This is a genomic window from Micrococcus sp. IITD107 (assembly GCF_041927415.1).
Lineage (GTDB): Bacteria > Actinomycetota > Actinomycetes > Actinomycetales > Micrococcaceae > Citricoccus > Citricoccus terreus.
In genome coordinates, this window is record NZ_JBHFFN010000004.1 from 160,243 (window position 1) to 175,888 (window position 15,646).

A 15,646-nucleotide genomic window follows, 5' to 3' on the forward strand; every position below is an offset into this window, starting at 1 on the left:
TATGGCGGTGCGGCTTCTTATCGTGTCCGACCCCACTGGTCTACTGACATCAGCAAGAGCTGGTTCACTTCCCACCCGCTTTCCTCGCACCGAACGGAGCACCACATGACCACTGACCAGACCGCCCCCTCCCTGTCCCCCAACGAACAGGCCCACCGTGGCCTGAAGCACCTGGCGACTCGACTCGAACCGATCATCGCCACCACCCTGAAGCCACACCTGGAGGGCCTCCAGTGGACGGTCCTGCTTCAGGAGATCGACCGGCTCAAGGGCAAGTCCCCGCACGCATACTCCCCCGGCGATCCGCAGGCCCAGCTGCGCATCCTCACCGAACGTCTGGGCAACTTCGGCTACCCGTTCGACGATCACACCCGTGCTGTCTCCACGGTGGCCGGTGAACTCCGGATCGTGCGCAATCGGCTGTCCCACATGGATGAGCTTTCGCTGCTCGACGCCTGGCGGACCCTCGACTTCATCGTGCGCCTCTTGGCACGCCTGGGGGACGCAGAGGGAAGTACGGAAGCTGAGACCATGCGTGATGGCATCCTCCGCCTCATCGCCCCTGCTCAGTCGGAGGAAGACGAACAGGAATCCGAGGAGAAGGACGAGCATGTGGAGCCAGCCCCAGAGGTGTATGCCCGGACTGAGTCTTCACAGGACCGCCCCCGCACCGGGCTGCCCAACGAGCGCCTGCAGTTCGAGCCCTGGACTGTCATTCCGGTCGGCACCGTGGACGTCCTGAACAACCTCAAGCGTAAAGAGAACGCCGATCTGGTCCGGTCAGTGATCGAGGAGATCGTGGAGCACGAGGGTCCTGTGCATCTTAAGCGGTTGGCACGCCTCACCGGACGCGCCTTCGGCCTGGGCCGTGTGGAGTCCAAGCGGGTCAGCCAGATCAAACACCAGGCGAAGAGCTCTCTGGTAATCGAGGACAACGGGTGGTACTGGCCGAATGACCTGGACCCTGCCACCTGGCAGGAGTTCCGCCCGAGCCCGAGTTCCACCAAGCGCGAGTTCACCCTGGTCGCACCTCAGGAGATCCGCAACGCGTCCAAGGTCGTGCGGTCTCAGTTCCCTGATGTCACAGACACCGAACACCGCCGCTTGGTTCTCCAGACCTTCGGCAAGAAGCGGATGACTCAAGGCGTCAAGAAGCACCTGCTTGATGCCCTGGGGTCATGAACTCCTCTACCCGTACAGCGATCTCTGAAAGGCAGTACCCATGGCTTCGAACACCGCCCCCAGGCGATTTATGCGCGCTCCCCGCCAGCCCATGCCAGACCGAGACATACGCATTGTCGAGCGGTATGCCGGCGGAGAGACCCTGGAGTCGATCGGCAACAGCTATGGCATCACCCGCGAGCGCGTGCGGCAGATCGTCAAGAAAGTTGGCGGGACCTCGGCTGATGAGTCCCGAAAGCGCCGAGTCGACCAGCGTGAGATCGCCTACCGGCAGCGGCTCGACAGGTTCATGGATCTATACGGACCTGTTGCTGGGCGAATGGCTTCGCTGGGGATGTCACGCGAAGAGGCCGTGGGTCGCCTCAAGATGCTCCATCCAGACCTGGAGGTGGAGTTCGCCCACGATGCATTGCGCACTTCCAGTCTCGTCTTCGACCGCAGCGTTGAGGACATCTTCTCCACCGGTGCCATGGAAGCTGCCATCTGGTATCTGATCGGCGCAGAGCGTGGACTCGCACCGGACTTGAAGTATGCGTCGGTCCACTTGGACTTCAAGGTGATGCACGAGCTCTCAGAGACGCTTCTCGCGGGAGACGCCACGGAAGAGAATGTCGCCACCGTGCTGGGCATCATCGGAGCAGCCAAGAAATTGGGCGAGTCAGACCCCGGACTGACCATCACCGGCGCCCGCTACAACGAGCTCCGACTGGAGTTGCTGGAGACCTTGGGATGGGTCTCAGCACGCGGGTCGACTCCGTGGCCTCCCACCCGCCAGACCTTTTCCCTTCGTTTCGGCAGTTGGAACGCCGCCCTGGCATCCATGGGGTTGTCGATCTCCGATCGTGGACGAAGCCGTGGGTTGTTGAAGTTCACGGAAGACGACTACTTGAACGCCATACACATGTTTCTTGAGCGTCAGGAAGCGGCCGGGAGACCAGCTACCTTCGACGCATACGACCAGCTTGCCGGCGAACTGGCCGAGACCGCCGCAAGGATCCCCTCGGGTTCATCGGTCCGAAACTACTTCGGCGGCTGGACCGCTGCCCTTCGACAAGGATCTGAGCGTGCCGAAATGCGCCACGACGCTCCAGATGACATCAATCCAACTATTGTTGAACAAATTGCTGGTCCGCATCACCGCAAAACACCCACGGGTGTGGTGACGCACTGAGCACACTGAAAGTTGGCCGCTTCATGTCCGAAACGCACCGATCGCTGGTTGGCGAGATACTCGACGCACTCTCGACAGCCCTACGCCCGTTTCTGTCGGATGCCTTGCAGTCAAGGATCAGTACCAATGACTGGACGGAACTGCTTGAACTCAAGGACGAAGCAGACGGGCGCGAGGTACGCAAGGTCAACGAGTCGGACCTTGTTGCCCAGATCCGAATCTTAACGACGCGGCTGCCAGAAGTTGGTTACCTGCTCGAGCTGGATCGCCGTCAGTCGCGTTATCTCGGCGAGATCCGGGACTATCGCAACGATTGGGCGCATGGACAGACCTTCGAAATCGACGACGTCCGTCGTCTTGGCGACACGGTCAACAGACTCTTGATGAGTTTTGGCCTGGAGCACAGCGCAGGCGCCGTCTTAGAACTTCTGAACACTGTTGTTGCGCCAACGAATGTCAACCTGGAGATCTCATCACGCCACGTGGAGGAAGCTAGTCTCATCTCGCATCCGCCCTCAGACGGCCAGCAACGTTTCGACGAGCCCTCTCAGCAGAACCCGACCTCGGATTCGGCGGAAGTATCGCCGCCGTCTGCAGCAACGCTCTCCATCTCTGCCGAGCATGAATCCCAGGTCAACTTCGCACTTGTCAACTGGATCGCCATGGCCGCACCGACCAATGGCCACGAATCTGGCGTCGGATTGATTAGCTCCGTGACCATTCACAATGATGCTGGTCAGACGGGGACGGCAACTTTGACGACCCAGCTGATGGGCAGCCAGGGACCACTGTCCGATGCGTCTGAACGCATCCTCGAGCTTTCCCCCGGAGAGATCAGGTTGACGGACACGGGTCTTCTTCCTGACCCCGCAAGATTCTTCGACGTCACTGCGCCCGAGGCCGGGAGAATCAACTTCACTCTCACCCAGGCACAAACGACGTTGGCTTCACTCTCAAGTCCAGTGACGGTAGAGCCCGCCCAGTCATGGGCAATGAATCGTCAGCGCATCAGCCTGTCGGGCGAGCTTCTCGCGGCGTGGGTACAACCCCAGGACCCAGCCCTCACACCGGTGATCAGCAAGGCGCAAGACATCCTGCAGGCTCGCACCGGCGACAGCGCACTCAACGCACACCAGTCAGATCCCAGCCGCGACGAGGCGATCATTCAAGCGGTGTTTGAGGCCGTGCAGGACCAGGGAATCCGCTATTCCAATCCTCCGGCGAGTTGGTTCAATTCTCAGATCATCAGAAGTCCGCACCAGGTTCTCACAGACCGGATCGGCACCTGTCTTGACACTTCAATCCTGCTGGCCTCCGTGCTTGAAGAGATCGGAATGCATCCACAGATCTGCCTAGTCGACGGTCATGCGTTCGTGACGGTCAGTGCTTCGGAGAACGCGGTCTCAAATAGCGGCGATGACTTCTCAGAAGCTCGCCAGCTTGTCGCTGCATCAGTGTTAAGGGTGCTCGAATCTACCGCGGTCACTCTGGAGCGCAAGGCTGACTTAAGCACCGCCAGCCGCAGTACCAAAGAGAACTATCTGGGCCCCTCGAGCGATCCGGCCAATTTCAAGTACCTCACCGACGTAAGGGTGGCCCGTCGTGCAGGCATTTTCCCCTTGCCAGTACGCCGAGTCTCGAACGACGGTGACGTCCAGATCATCGCCTATGAGCCCGCGAAGCTTGACATATCTTCAGCCTGGAGAGACTCAAAGAGCAAGGCTTCCGTCCCCGTTCGTCAGCCCGATGGACGCATCCTTCCTAGCCGGGTGGTCCAGTGGAAGAACCAACTCCTCGATCTTTCCCTGCGCAATCGCCTGTTGAACTTCAGCAGTGACCGTCACCGCCTATCACTTGGTGTGACTGCCAAGAACGTCGACTTGTTCGAAGACCTCCTAAACAATGGAAGGTCTATCGAGCTGCTCCCGGCCGATGACATTTCGGCCAGTGACCACGAACTGCATGTCACAGGTATGCAGCTTCCCGAAGACCGGCGCGATGATCTCATGTTAGAGAAATCCCAGGTCTACGTTGCTGACTCATCTACGACCTATGCCCGCCGGCTTCGAAAAATGGCTACCGACGCCAGGACTGAGTTGCAACAGTCCGGAACTAATAACCTCTACATCGCGCTCGGAACCCTCGTATGGACCGCCCGTGATTCGAAGGGCAGTAAGACTCTTAGGTCACCTCTGATCCTCATCCCTGTCGAGCTGTCTTCGGCCGGCAAGAATTCCACGTATCGGATCACCATGGATCCAGCCGGGGAATCGACGCCGAACTACTGTCTCCTGGAGAGACTGTGGCAGGATCATCAGCTCAAGCTTCCGGGCCTTGAGAACCTCGTCGCGGATCAGTTCGGGATGGACGTCGAACAGGCTTTCTCTTCAATCACAGCGACGTTGAACGAGAAACAGCTCGACTTCTACGTCGAACGCACCGTCGACCTGGCGACCTTGCAGTTCGCAAAGTTCCGTCTTTGGAAGGACCTCGACGAGAACTGGGAACAGTTCGCTAAGAACTCGCTGGTGGACCATCTCATTCAACACCCCACGGAAATCTTCGAAGATTCTGCGGCCAGCTCAGCCTCGCCCCATGTCGAGAACCTGGACGATCTTGCCAACAGCCTTCCCATTGCGGCTGACGGAAGCCAGCTGGATGCCATCTCGCTCTCGAGGCAAGGCCGTACCTTTGTCATAGAAGGACCACCAGGGACTGGCAAGTCGCAGACCATCACGAACCTACTCGCGGCTGCCATGGCGGATAACAAGCGCGTTCTGTTTGTAGCAGAGAAGTCGGCAGCGCTCGATGTCGTTTCAACCCGCCTCAAATCAGTGGGACTGGGACCTTTCGTCCTCGACCTCCACGACAAGAGCGCGAGCGTCGCCTCTGTCCGAGGACAGATTCTGAAGTCACTCGACCACACCGTTCGAGGCGACGACGTAGGTCTCCGTGTGCTCAAACAGGATCTGGAGATGCTCCAGCGAAAGTTGACGCGCTACTCCCGACAGCTTCACGAGAACAACCCTGTGGGTTACTCAGCTTATTCTGCGCGTTCCTTCGAGCTTGCGATGGATGACGCGATCTCACCGGTCGATGTGACGGAGGAATTCGCCGCGACGAAGAGTGAAGAGACCGTGGACAATATCCGCCGGGCATTGCTAGAGGTGCCCGAGTTAGCTGAGCATGTCGACCGGGTACCCCACCACCCGTGGGGTTTCATCAATGAGTCGGTGCCGGCAGACCTAAGCTCCGTCCTAGATGCGGCCGATCGCTACACGTCCGCTCGGGACCAGCTACTCAGCGTCGACCAGCCAGCCGGTGTGCGCGAGTACCTTGACACGGACCCCTCCCCAGAAAGCATTGAGGAGCTGGTCAAGCTGGCCAGCGCTCCACGTTCACTGTCATTCCTTGAGGCTGCTTTGACACCAGAATGGAATGCCTCCATTGAGCAGGCCCTCACCGACAGTGAAGCCCTCCAAGCAGCTGAAGCCCTGTTCGGACGGACATTGACCGAGCAGGCCCGCAAAGACGACCTGTTGAAGTTGGCGGACGACGCTGAAGCCGCCGCTTCATCAGGGTTCCTCGGGATCGGCCGCCGAAAGAAGTTGCAGTCAATCGCCGACTCCATCACCGGCGGGTGGCGCGGGACTGACGACGCGCTATACGGCCTAGCCGAAACACTCCGGACTGCGGCAGAGTCTCATGCCGCGGCATCCGAGATCGAGATCTCGGTGCGATCGTCTACAGGTATCGATCTCCCCACCAACTGGTCCGCCTTCTCAGAAGACTCGCTTGCGCAGCTTCGCCAGCAGCACGCTGATCTGTCGTCTATGGCGCGTCGATGGGACACGCTGCGGTCTGGGATCCCAGTCGAGGCTCAAACTTTCATCGATGCTCTGGTCACCGGTGAGACGTCAACCAGCATCCGAGAGCTGACTGACTACGGCAAGGCCTTACGCGGCTTACTCCACGATGCGGGTGTTACCGAGAGCGCGTGGCATGAATGGCAGAGCGGAATGCCGCTCTACAGACGCTGGGTGACGACAGACGTGCCCCGAGCACAGGGGTACTTGTCGACCGACCAACTGACGTCCTGGGCCACATTCGTCTCCAGCCTCGAGACTCTCCGCGAAGAAGGTCTTGAAACAGCGCGCGCCCATCTTTTGGACGGGACCGCCGACGCGGACCTTGCTGTGCAGAGCTTCGACAAGGGATTGGCCCGAGCGGCGCTGTCCGAACGTTTGATCACCACCGGGCTGAGGCGCTTTCCCGCAAAGACGCATGAACGCGACATCAAGCAGTTCGAGGCCAAGATGTCATTGGTCCGACAGAACATGCAGTGGAAGATCCCGCAAACTCTACTTGTCCGCCGTCACGAGTACGAACGGGCCCACCCAGCAGGTCTTGGCAGAGTCAGACGGGAGATTGCCAAGAAGCGGGGGGGCCTGTCGGTTCGCCAGTTGATGGAAACGCATGGCCAACACATCCAGGCCCTCATGCCATGCATCCTTGTCAGTCCAGATTCGGTTGCGAGGTTCTTCCCCCCACAAGCTGACATGTTCGATCTAGTGGTCTTCGACGAAGCATCGCAGATCACTGTTGCAGATGCTGTAGGTGCTATGGGACGAGGAACCGCAGTGGTCGTGGTCGGCGACAGCAAGCAGATGCCGCCCACGAGCTTCGGCGCGGGTTCATGGGCAGTTGCAGACGACGCAAGCGACACAGACACGGAGCTGGATCTCGAAGTCGTGACCGACGAGGAGTCGATCCTCAGCGAATGCATCCAGGCACGCGTTCCTCGACGGTGGCTCTCCTGGCATTACCGCAGCAAGGACGAATCGCTGATCGCGTTCAGCAACCAGATGTACTACGAGAGCAAGCTCGCCTCCTTCCCAGCGCCACGATTCGGTACGACTGGTCCTGAACATGACGGGTTCGGCGTGAGCTGGGTGAAGGTGGACGGCCGATTCCTCAGAGACACCAGCGAAGGGTCCAGAAAACTGCTCAGGACCAACCCAGTTGAGGCTCAGGCAATCGTCGACGAGATCAGTTCCAGGTTCCGTTCAAATTCGGGGCCGCACTCCATTGGCGTAGTCACATTCAACAAGCAACAACGTGACCTGATTGAGGACTTGATTCGGGCGCATGATGATGACCGCATGGCACGCTCCCTGGACTCAGAGGAGGAGGGCCTGTTCGTCAAGAATCTGGAGAACGTCCAGGGCGATGAGCGCGATGTCATCCTGTTCTCCACTGGGTTCAGTGTGAATGACAAGGGTGTACTGCCGTTGAACTTTGGTCCCTTGAACAACCCCGGCGGGGAGAGGCGTCTCAATGTCGCCGTCACACGTGCCCGGCGGCAGGTCATCGTCTTCTCCAGTTTCGAGCCCGAGCAATTGCGAGCAGACGAGACTGGGTCGCTCGGCATCAAGCATCTTCGGGCGTACCTTGAGATGGCGAAGTACGGCCCAGAGACACTGCCCGTTGGGGAACGGTCTCTGGATCGGACGGACCGCCACCGCGACCATATCGCCGATGCTCTCCGCGCCGAAGGTCTTTCGGTTTCGACTGACGTCGGCTTGTCTGACTTCAAGGTCGACATCAGTTTGGCAGACCCCCAGGATCCAGACTCCCCGCTGGTCGCGATTCTGTTGGACGGGGAGGAATGGTCGCAACGTCTAACCGTTGGGGACCGCGACGGACTGCCTGGGCAGGTTCTCAAAGGAAGCCTTCGGTGGCCTGGTGTTGCGCGGATTTGGATGCCTGAATGGCTCCAAGACCAAGAGGCGGTCAAGGAGCGCATTATGTTCAGCTACCGCTCCGCCGTAGCGGCTCGCGACAAGGCCAAGACTCAACAAGGGACTCGCAAAGCAGATCAGAGAGTCACCGCCAAGGCGTCTCTGCCTTCTACCGTGCGTGAAGTCCCGTCCATCTCAGACGAGATCGACGAGCTCTCGAGGACCGACTTGCTAACAGGCATGGACACGGACCAAGTTGACGTGGAAGAGGCGCCAGCGCCAATATTCCATGCGAGCGTCGCCCCGGCTAGCCCCTCCACCCCGCCGTCACGTCAGACAGACTTGCTCCAAGTACGAGCCGAAACCATTCGCGCGGACAATGCGCCAAGTGGACCCCGTCACGTGAACCAAGACATGAGGACATACGACCCAGCTGCATTCGACCCATTGACCTTCGAACCTGATCCTGTTCTCCAGGCCCACGTACCTTCAGGTGGCAGCGTGGAAGATTTGGACCGCATGTGGGACGCTGACGTCGAAGCTATGGTCAAGGCGAAGATCGCAGCAGTTGTTGCAGCCGAATGGCCCATTCACGAAGACAGGCTTGCTCGAGTAGTCAATGGCTCTTTCGGTCTCAAGAAGTCTCGGGCCTCTCGCCTTGACGCTGTTCAGAATCACATTGACGAAGACTTGTACGTGACAGACGGCGACGGCTTCGTCTGGCCCGCGTCGATTGACCAGGACTCCTGGTTCGAATACAGGACATATGGCGAGCCCGAGCACGTGACCATTACGGATGCCTGCCCCCTTGAGGTCGCCAATGCGTTGCTCCATATCCTGTTGAAGACTGGCCCCTTGGAAGCTGATGCTCTTTTCGAGAGATCCAAAGCTCGGCTTGGGTACGCTCGGCGCGGCAAGAACGTCAATGATCTTCTTGACCGCGCAGTCGAACTCGGCCTGCATACGGGTCGGCTCAGGGAGGACGCTGGCGGACGGATCTCAGCAGGAATGGTCCTCTGATCGTAGGATCATCGTCGCCTCCGCGACCGCGAGACGACCACACCACGCCTTGAGGGCACCGCCCCATGGAAGTTGTGCCACGCCGATGTCCTTCGTCCGCTCTGGCTGTCTCCCCCTCAGCCTCCTCCCACGAGCCGGTTCTACCCAGACATGACGAGGTCGTCATCCGAGCGGTGCCGATCCGAACCGATAGGCGTTACGGGCGGCGGTGGGCTCAGGTCGATCCTGAGCTTCTCGGCGTCGGCTCCGAGGTACTGGATCAAGTCCTCCTGGCGCGGCTGGCCCATGACGAACCGGTAGGCGCCCACGGTCCTGCGCAGCTGCTCGTACTGCTTGGCCTCACGGCTCAACGGCATGGCCGGCACGTACCGCTCGATCATGGCGCCGTTCTCCAGCGGGAACACCCAGTACGGGTTGATCAACGAGTCGCCCTCTGGCCGGTCTCCCTCGGCTGATGCGAACATTGCCGCCCACGGATCACCACCACCTGGTCTGACAGCTGCCTCCGCATACGCCCGTGCCACGTTCTTCCGCACCGCGTGCCCCTTGTATCGGTGCACTCGCCCCTCACGTTGTTCCAGGTCCACCGGGTTGCTCGGCAGATTCCAATGCACCACGGCATGGCTGTACGTATGGAAGTCCAGGCCCTCCTGTCCCACCGACGTGCTGGCCATGACGAACGGCCAGAACGGAGAGGTGTACCCCTCACGAATCGTCGCCTCACGCTCCACAGCCGCATCGCTGGACTGGTGCCTGCCGAACCGAGCAGCCACATGCGAGTTCAGGTGCTGCTTGGTGACCGTGATCTGACGCCCCTGCACCCGCACGTCCTGCACCTCATTCGAGGCCGACCGGATCGACGCCGTCGCCGCGATCTTGTCCGCGAGCGCCGCCGCCCGCTCGCCCGGTGACAGCACACTGAGCCCCTCGGACTCCACCAGCGCATGCACGAACTCATCGAGCACCGACTGCAGGTTCCCCTCCACCCCGTACCGCAGCACCTGGTTCCAGTACGAGTCGACGTCCTCCGCGGCTGTCTCCCCCGCTGCACCACGGACGGCAGAGACGATCTCCGGCTTGTTGAACAGCGAACGCATCCCCTTGGCCGCCGTCACAGCAGCCAGTCGGAGCTCTGGTTGCTCGACCGCGCCCGTCCCGCCTTCTGCCCGCGCCAAGGCTCGAAGTGCGCATACGCCCGGTCCACCCAACGCCATCAGCGTCAGCACATGGGCGAGGTCCTCGGGCGGGTCACCCAACTCGGCCTGGATCGGCTCGATGGCCCACCGCATGTGCTCCACCAAGCGTGAATCGTCGGTCTTGTCGGTCCACGCCGCCAGTCGCGCTTCGCGGTCACTGTCCTCCAGGTATGCCTTGTCCAACAGGTACGGGGCCACCCCGTACCAACGCCGGCGGGCGCCCTCGGCCCCCGGTTGAGGATGGACGCCAGCTTCTGCCAGCAGACGCGTGATCTTCTCCTGCACGACGGCGGCCACCTCCTCCCGCTTCAGCGGCAGCTTCCAGCCGTGTTCAGCGGCCACGAGCAGAGGGTCCCCGATCTTGGCGAGGGTCACGCTGGGGTAGATCACGGTGAGGTTCGGGAGGTTCCTGGGCAGCTCGCGTTCGGCGTCCCAGTTGAAGGCGAGCGGAATCGCGGTCCTACGGTCGCCGTACCGGTGACGCTCATCCACCACCGCCTGGGAGGCAGCACGCAGTCGCCGTTCGACGTCGTAGCTGACCAGTGATGCCACAGCTTTCGGGACCACTGACCAGGCGGAGAAGATCAGTCGTTTGGTGAAGCTCTGCACGGGATCGCTCGCGTAGACCCCTGCCGGCTCCAGATAGGGCAGTGAAGGTGCCACCCACGCCAGCTTCCATGCCTCATGCGCCATCAGGTCATCGACCAGCGCGCGCATCTTGGCGTTCGGCAGTGCGATGGACTGGTAGTCACGGATCTTCTCCCAGTCCAAGAGGGTTCCTCGGTGTTTCCGCAGCACACCACGCAACCCGTCATCGCTGTTCTCGGCGTGGGCTAGGAAGCGTTCCTGTAGCTGGTAACCGTGCCGTTCCATCAGGTTGGCGCAGTACGGAGCCGACCGCCAGAACTCGAAGGCGTCCTGTGAGCCGACCTGGCGTGCGATGGCATCGGAGGCGAGCCAGCTCGAGACGTCGTCCTCTTCCAGCCTCATTTCGCCCAGGGACCGCTGGATCAGCATGCCGTCCCGGTCGGGAGTCGCGGACAGCCGTTCGGTCCGGGACATGACCCGGCGCAGCGCTGCCTCCACAGAGGCCCGGGCGGTCTCTGCCGCAGCCATGCCGTCCTCAGTCCCGTGCAGGATTCCCTCGCGGAGTCGAGACAAGTCCTTGGTGATGGTCCGGGCCGGGTCTTTCCCTGCGAGGAAGGTGATGGTGTTGGTGAAGTCGCGGTAGTGGTCGTCCCCGTCCTGTTCGTCGGGGAGCGTGTACATCTTGTATGGCGTCGCCGAGAGGACGAGCGTCTTGGCGGAACCGCGCGAGATGACCCGCTGGGCCAGCTGTTGAGCATGAGTGAGTGGACGCTGGGCAGTCGAGTCGGAGAACAGGTCCTTGAAGCGTTGGAACTCGTCGAGGATGACGAGGTCAGGTGCCAGCATCTCCACGGACACATTCGCCATGGCCATACGCAGACCGCCGATGACCGGGCGGCGCGAACGCCAGTGGTTGTCGCCCCGCCGCGGAGTGCTGGCCCATCGCGCCTGGTCCGCCAGCAAATCTTCCATCAGGGTCCCACCGTGCGGGCCCGGCTCGGAACGGAGGTACTCCTCGAAGCGGGCCAGAAGAGCCGGGTCCAGGTCCGGCCGGCTCTCCCGCCATCGCAGTCTCTCCCGAAACCTCTCCACTCTGACGCCCACCGCCAGGTAGCTGGACCAGCTGTCCTTGCTCACCTCCTTCTGCCCGAGGACCTGACGCAGCATCCAGTGCAGCAGGGCTCGTTCCCGGACCATGCCGGTGGAGTTCCCCAGATCCAACGAGGTCCCTGGGGTGAAGGCCACGAGCTGCAGCCGTTGGCGACTGGCAGAGCGCATGGTGGCCGGCAGCATGGTGAGCCGGTCGGCGTTGTCCTGGAGCTCTCCGCCGGTGAGATCTCTGAGTCGGCGGAGGTTCTGGCGGGCGATCTGTCCGTTGGAGCAGATGTACACCAGGGTGATGGGTCGCTCCTCGTCCCACAGATGGTCGATCGCACGCGCGGCGATCCCCTTGGCGACCAGGGTCTTGCCCAGCCCGACTTCATCGGCGACCAGGAACCTGTCCACACGGTCCTCGTCCGTCCAGAGCCGCCTGAATGCATGCTCCACGGTGGCCCGCTGGAACGGTTTGAGGCTGTCCAGGATCTTGTGGAGGCCCGGCCGACTCTCAGTCATGGCTGACGCCCCTTCAACACGGTCTGGAGGACCACGTCCCACATCTGCAGGAACTCCTCGGGGATCACCTTCTCCGCTCCGGGCATGCCGCGCAGTTCGTTCACCTGCCGCGCCACCGCTGCGAGGTCCTTCGCACCTCGGCTGGCCGCCCGCATCAGCGGTTCGAACAGGACCAATGCGGGTGCATGATCCACACCGTCATCGCTCGCATCCCCCAGGCGCTCTGTGACGGCTTCAGTCTGCTCCAGCGCGACGGGCCCGGCCCGCAGCGGAACCATGCCCAGCAGCAACGCGAGGTACCGCAGCACACTGCGCGAGCTGTTCAGGATCTCAGCCAACGCGGCTCTCCGACGGTCCAGCGGATCGCCCACCAGCCGCATCATCAGCACGCAGCGGCGGGTGACCCGTGCGGACCCCTCCCCTGCGGTGGTCTCCACCGCCAGGAAGGGGGTGACGTTCACCGGCGCGATCTCCCAGGTCTGTTCCTCTGCCAGGTCGCGAACCTGGCCGGGCACCGTGGCGAGCCAGATGCGTGTGGTGCCGGGGCCGTCGTCGGGAATGGTCAAGGAGAGGCGGGCCTCCACCTTGTCCTCGCCCACGGGGGTGATGACCAGCTCAGGGCGCTGCCGAGCGAGTCGCTGATGGAAGTCCTCCAGGTCACGGCTGGTGGTCAGCGCCGGGTCGTCCACCGGGTGGTCCTGCTGCGGGGTGTACGGTTCGAGCACCTTGCCCAGCCCCAGCGATTCCTTGCCCTCGCCCAGCACGGCGTGGACGCCACAGGTGGTGGTGGGTCCGGTGAGCACGGCGTTCATCTCGACTCCCCCGCCCCACGCATGTGTGGTGAGGTTGGCGCTGCCGGTCACCACCATCGACTGACCGCCGGGCAGGTCCAGGACCACGGTCTTGGCGTGCAGCCCGTCGAGACGGATCTCCGAGGTGGCAGTGGACTGATCCTCTGGACCGGTCGAGTCGCCGGTTTCGGGGACGGCGGTGAACTCGTCCACGGCACGGACGGACGCCTGGTCGGTGGCGCCCTCGTCCACGCCGCTGTGCAGCACGTGGGTCGCCCAGTCGGCCAGGTTGGCGCGCCCGAGCAGGTCCATGGCTTCGGCCCGGGAGACCAAGGTGGCTTCCTCCGCGTGACCACGGATCCGGTTCAGGGTGGTGCTGGAGATGAATGGGCTGATGGCCAGGACCCGTTCGGGTCCTTCAGGGAACGGCCATCGCTCGATTCCCTCCAGGCCCAGCGGCAGCAACTGTCCACCGGTAAACGGTTCAGGGGCGGCCAGGTTCACCTCTCGCAGGGTGCTGGCCAGATGCCCGACGGCGGCAGCTCGCCTCTCGGAGAGCGGGTCCAGGGTGAGGGTGGGCAGGGCAGCGACCAAGTCAGCGGCAGGGGCGGCACGAATGGTCCCGTGGGGGTCTTCGTCCAAGACGAGGACGGTGTCCCAGGAGTTGTCCAGGGTCAGATTCCGGCTGGCAACCACCACCCGGTGGTGGAAGTCGGTCTCGTTCTCCTCGTGGACGAACCGGACGGCCCAGAGCTTGGGGTGGAACAGATGCTTCTCATTCGGGGGCATCACCTCGTGGATGCTGTCCTCGAGGAAGGCGTGGATCCTGCTGTGGGTGGGCGGAACATGGATGCCGCTGGCCTGGACGAACACGGTGGTGTGGTCGATATGCCGCTGGACGGCGTCAAGGAGCCGGACCGGGTCGCGGGAGGCGACGGTGTCGGCGTCGTCGATCTCCCCCAGGGAGAAGGTCATGGGCGCGATCAGCAATGCTGTGAGGTTGAGGCTGTAGGTGGTGACAACGGCGTGGTCCACCCGGTAACCGGCAGGCGGACGCAAGGCGTCGGTGAGCAGGACCGTGGTGTCCGGGTGCAACATCAGGCGACTTCCTCGGCATCGTAGAGGTCCTGGAGGTGCCGCTTGACGTTGGTCCACCGGTAGTCGAAGCGGGAGGTTCCGCTCGCACCGCCCCATGCGTCGAGTGCTCTCTGGTTGCCTGGTGTCAGGCGGGCGCGTGAGCCCTTCTTCTCGCGTTCACGCCGGATGATCATCTCGCGTAGCGCGCGAGACCCAGTGAGGTCAGGCGCTGACTGGGCTTCGGTCACCGCACGGACCCAGGTGGTGATGAAGTCCTGGGTGGTTCGAGCCACGCGCCCGCCACGCGCGATGACCATCTGCCAGATCGCGTGGAGGTCATGGGCGTTCAGCGGCTCACGCTCGGAGATCTCCTCGAACCACGCGCTGATTCTGTCTTGGTAGTGCCCCGTCAGCGAGCCGCGCCGTTGGTCGTGCTTGCCGGTGGCCCGCGAGAGGAGGAGGTTGTACAGGAGGTTGGCGCCCTGGGCGGTCAGGGCGAACCGCTCGGACCGGTCCACCACCGCGAGCAGGTCGGGCGGAAGTCCGGCCCGGATGGCCGGGTCATAGGGTGAGCTGGGCGCGTTGTGGGCTGCAGTCCAGGTCTCCGGGCGGTGGGTCACCAGATGGGACAGGAGTGTTCCGGGACAGGTCCGGGTGATGCTCTCCCGCAGGTACTCAGCGTCGGCTGGCCTCAGTGTGAAGTCGCTGGACTGTAGGAGTCCCTCAGGTGGAGCTGGGAGGCGCGGGTCGATGCCCGTGGGGGTCAGTTCGAGCCGACTCTCGGGATCTTCTGACCGGGGAGCGGCAGACAGCTCTTCGCGGCGCAGCAGTTCGCGCTCGAAGTACGCCCGCGGGGTGAAGCCTGGCTCGGTGATCCCCCACCGCAGCATCGATCCCCAGTAGACCTCACTGGCCATGCGCCGCAATGAGCGGCCGGCGGTGACGCCGATGACCCCCTGACTCTCGCCGCCCCGTTTCAGCGCATCGATCAGCTGGTACTCGTACTTGCGGAACATGGCCTGCATTCCAGCGACCGTCTGACGGTGGCTGGCCTCCTGCAGCAACCACGGGATGAAGAGGGCGTAGCGCAGACGGGTCTGGATGGTGGAGGTTCCCGGGAACAGCGCATCCGCAAAAGAATCCCGGATGGCACCGAAGCCTAGATCATCGATCGTGGTCTCATCGCGGAACTGATCGACGGCCTCCATCATGCGCCGCCGCTGCTCCGGATCGAGCGCCAGCCATCCGAACGATGAGGTCATGACA

At 62.4% G+C, this 15,646-nt stretch carries 6 protein-coding genes; 3 read left to right on the top strand and 3 right to left on the bottom strand.

What is annotated here, in order from left to right; all coding sequences use genetic code 11:
* Positions 1–105 precede the first annotated feature (105 nt).
* From ACEXHE_RS09050 to ACEXHE_RS09060, 3 genes are read left to right on the top strand one after another with little or no spacing between them, the layout of a single operon-like run.
* Positions 106–1,182, top strand: a complete 1,077-nt coding sequence (locus ACEXHE_RS09050; protein ID WP_374785555.1) for a DUF3320 domain-containing protein — start codon at positions 106–108, stop codon at positions 1,180–1,182.
* A gap of 40 nt (positions 1,183–1,222) precedes the next feature.
* On the top strand, positions 1,223–2,353 hold the full coding sequence (locus ACEXHE_RS09055; RefSeq protein WP_374785556.1) for a sigma factor-like helix-turn-helix DNA-binding protein: 1,131 nt from the start codon (positions 1,223–1,225) through the stop codon (positions 2,351–2,353).
* Positions 2,354–2,376: 23 nt separating this feature from the next.
* Entirely contained in the window at positions 2,377–9,114 is a 6,738-nt protein-coding gene (locus ACEXHE_RS09060; RefSeq protein WP_374785557.1) for a DUF4011 domain-containing protein, read from the top strand.
* Between the two features lie 140 nt (positions 9,115–9,254).
* Here ACEXHE_RS09060 and ACEXHE_RS09065 read toward each other — a convergent pair whose 3' ends face one another.
* From ACEXHE_RS09065 to ACEXHE_RS09075, 3 genes are read right to left on the bottom strand one after another with little or no spacing between them, the layout of a single operon-like run.
* Positions 9,255–12,512, bottom strand: a complete 3,258-nt coding sequence (locus ACEXHE_RS09065; protein ID WP_374785558.1) for a helicase-related protein — start codon at positions 12,510–12,512, stop codon at positions 9,255–9,257.
* Positions 12,509–14,401 carry a hypothetical protein gene (locus ACEXHE_RS09070; protein WP_374785559.1) on the bottom strand — a complete coding sequence of 631 codons (1,893 nt, stop codon included), beginning with the start codon at positions 14,399–14,401 and terminating at the stop codon, positions 12,509–12,511. Before ACEXHE_RS09070 ends, ACEXHE_RS09065 begins: the two co-directional genes overlap by 4 nt.
* Positions 14,401–15,642, bottom strand: a complete 1,242-nt coding sequence (locus ACEXHE_RS09075; protein WP_374785560.1) for a DUF6361 family protein — start codon at positions 15,640–15,642, stop codon at positions 14,401–14,403. Before ACEXHE_RS09075 ends, ACEXHE_RS09070 begins: the two co-directional genes overlap by 1 nt.
* Positions 15,643–15,646 lie beyond the last annotated feature (4 nt).

Coding starts and splice junctions, on each gene's coding strand:
- ACEXHE_RS09050 (WP_374785555.1), top strand. CDS start 106: ATGACCACTGACCAGACCGCCCCCTCCCTGTCCCCCAACGAACAGGCC.
- ACEXHE_RS09055 (WP_374785556.1), top strand. CDS start 1,223: ATGGCTTCGAACACCGCCCCCAGGCGATTTATGCGCGCTCCCCGCCAG.
- ACEXHE_RS09060 (WP_374785557.1), top strand. CDS start 2,377: ATGTCCGAAACGCACCGATCGCTGGTTGGCGAGATACTCGACGCACTC.
- ACEXHE_RS09065 (WP_374785558.1), bottom strand. CDS start 12,512: ATGACTGAGAGTCGGCCGGGCCTCCACAAGATCCTGGACAGCCTCAAA.
- ACEXHE_RS09070 (WP_374785559.1), bottom strand. CDS start 14,401: ATGTTGCACCCGGACACCACGGTCCTGCTCACCGACGCCTTGCGTCCG.
- ACEXHE_RS09075 (WP_374785560.1), bottom strand. CDS start 15,642: ATGACCTCATCGTTCGGATGGCTGGCGCTCGATCCGGAGCAGCGGCGG.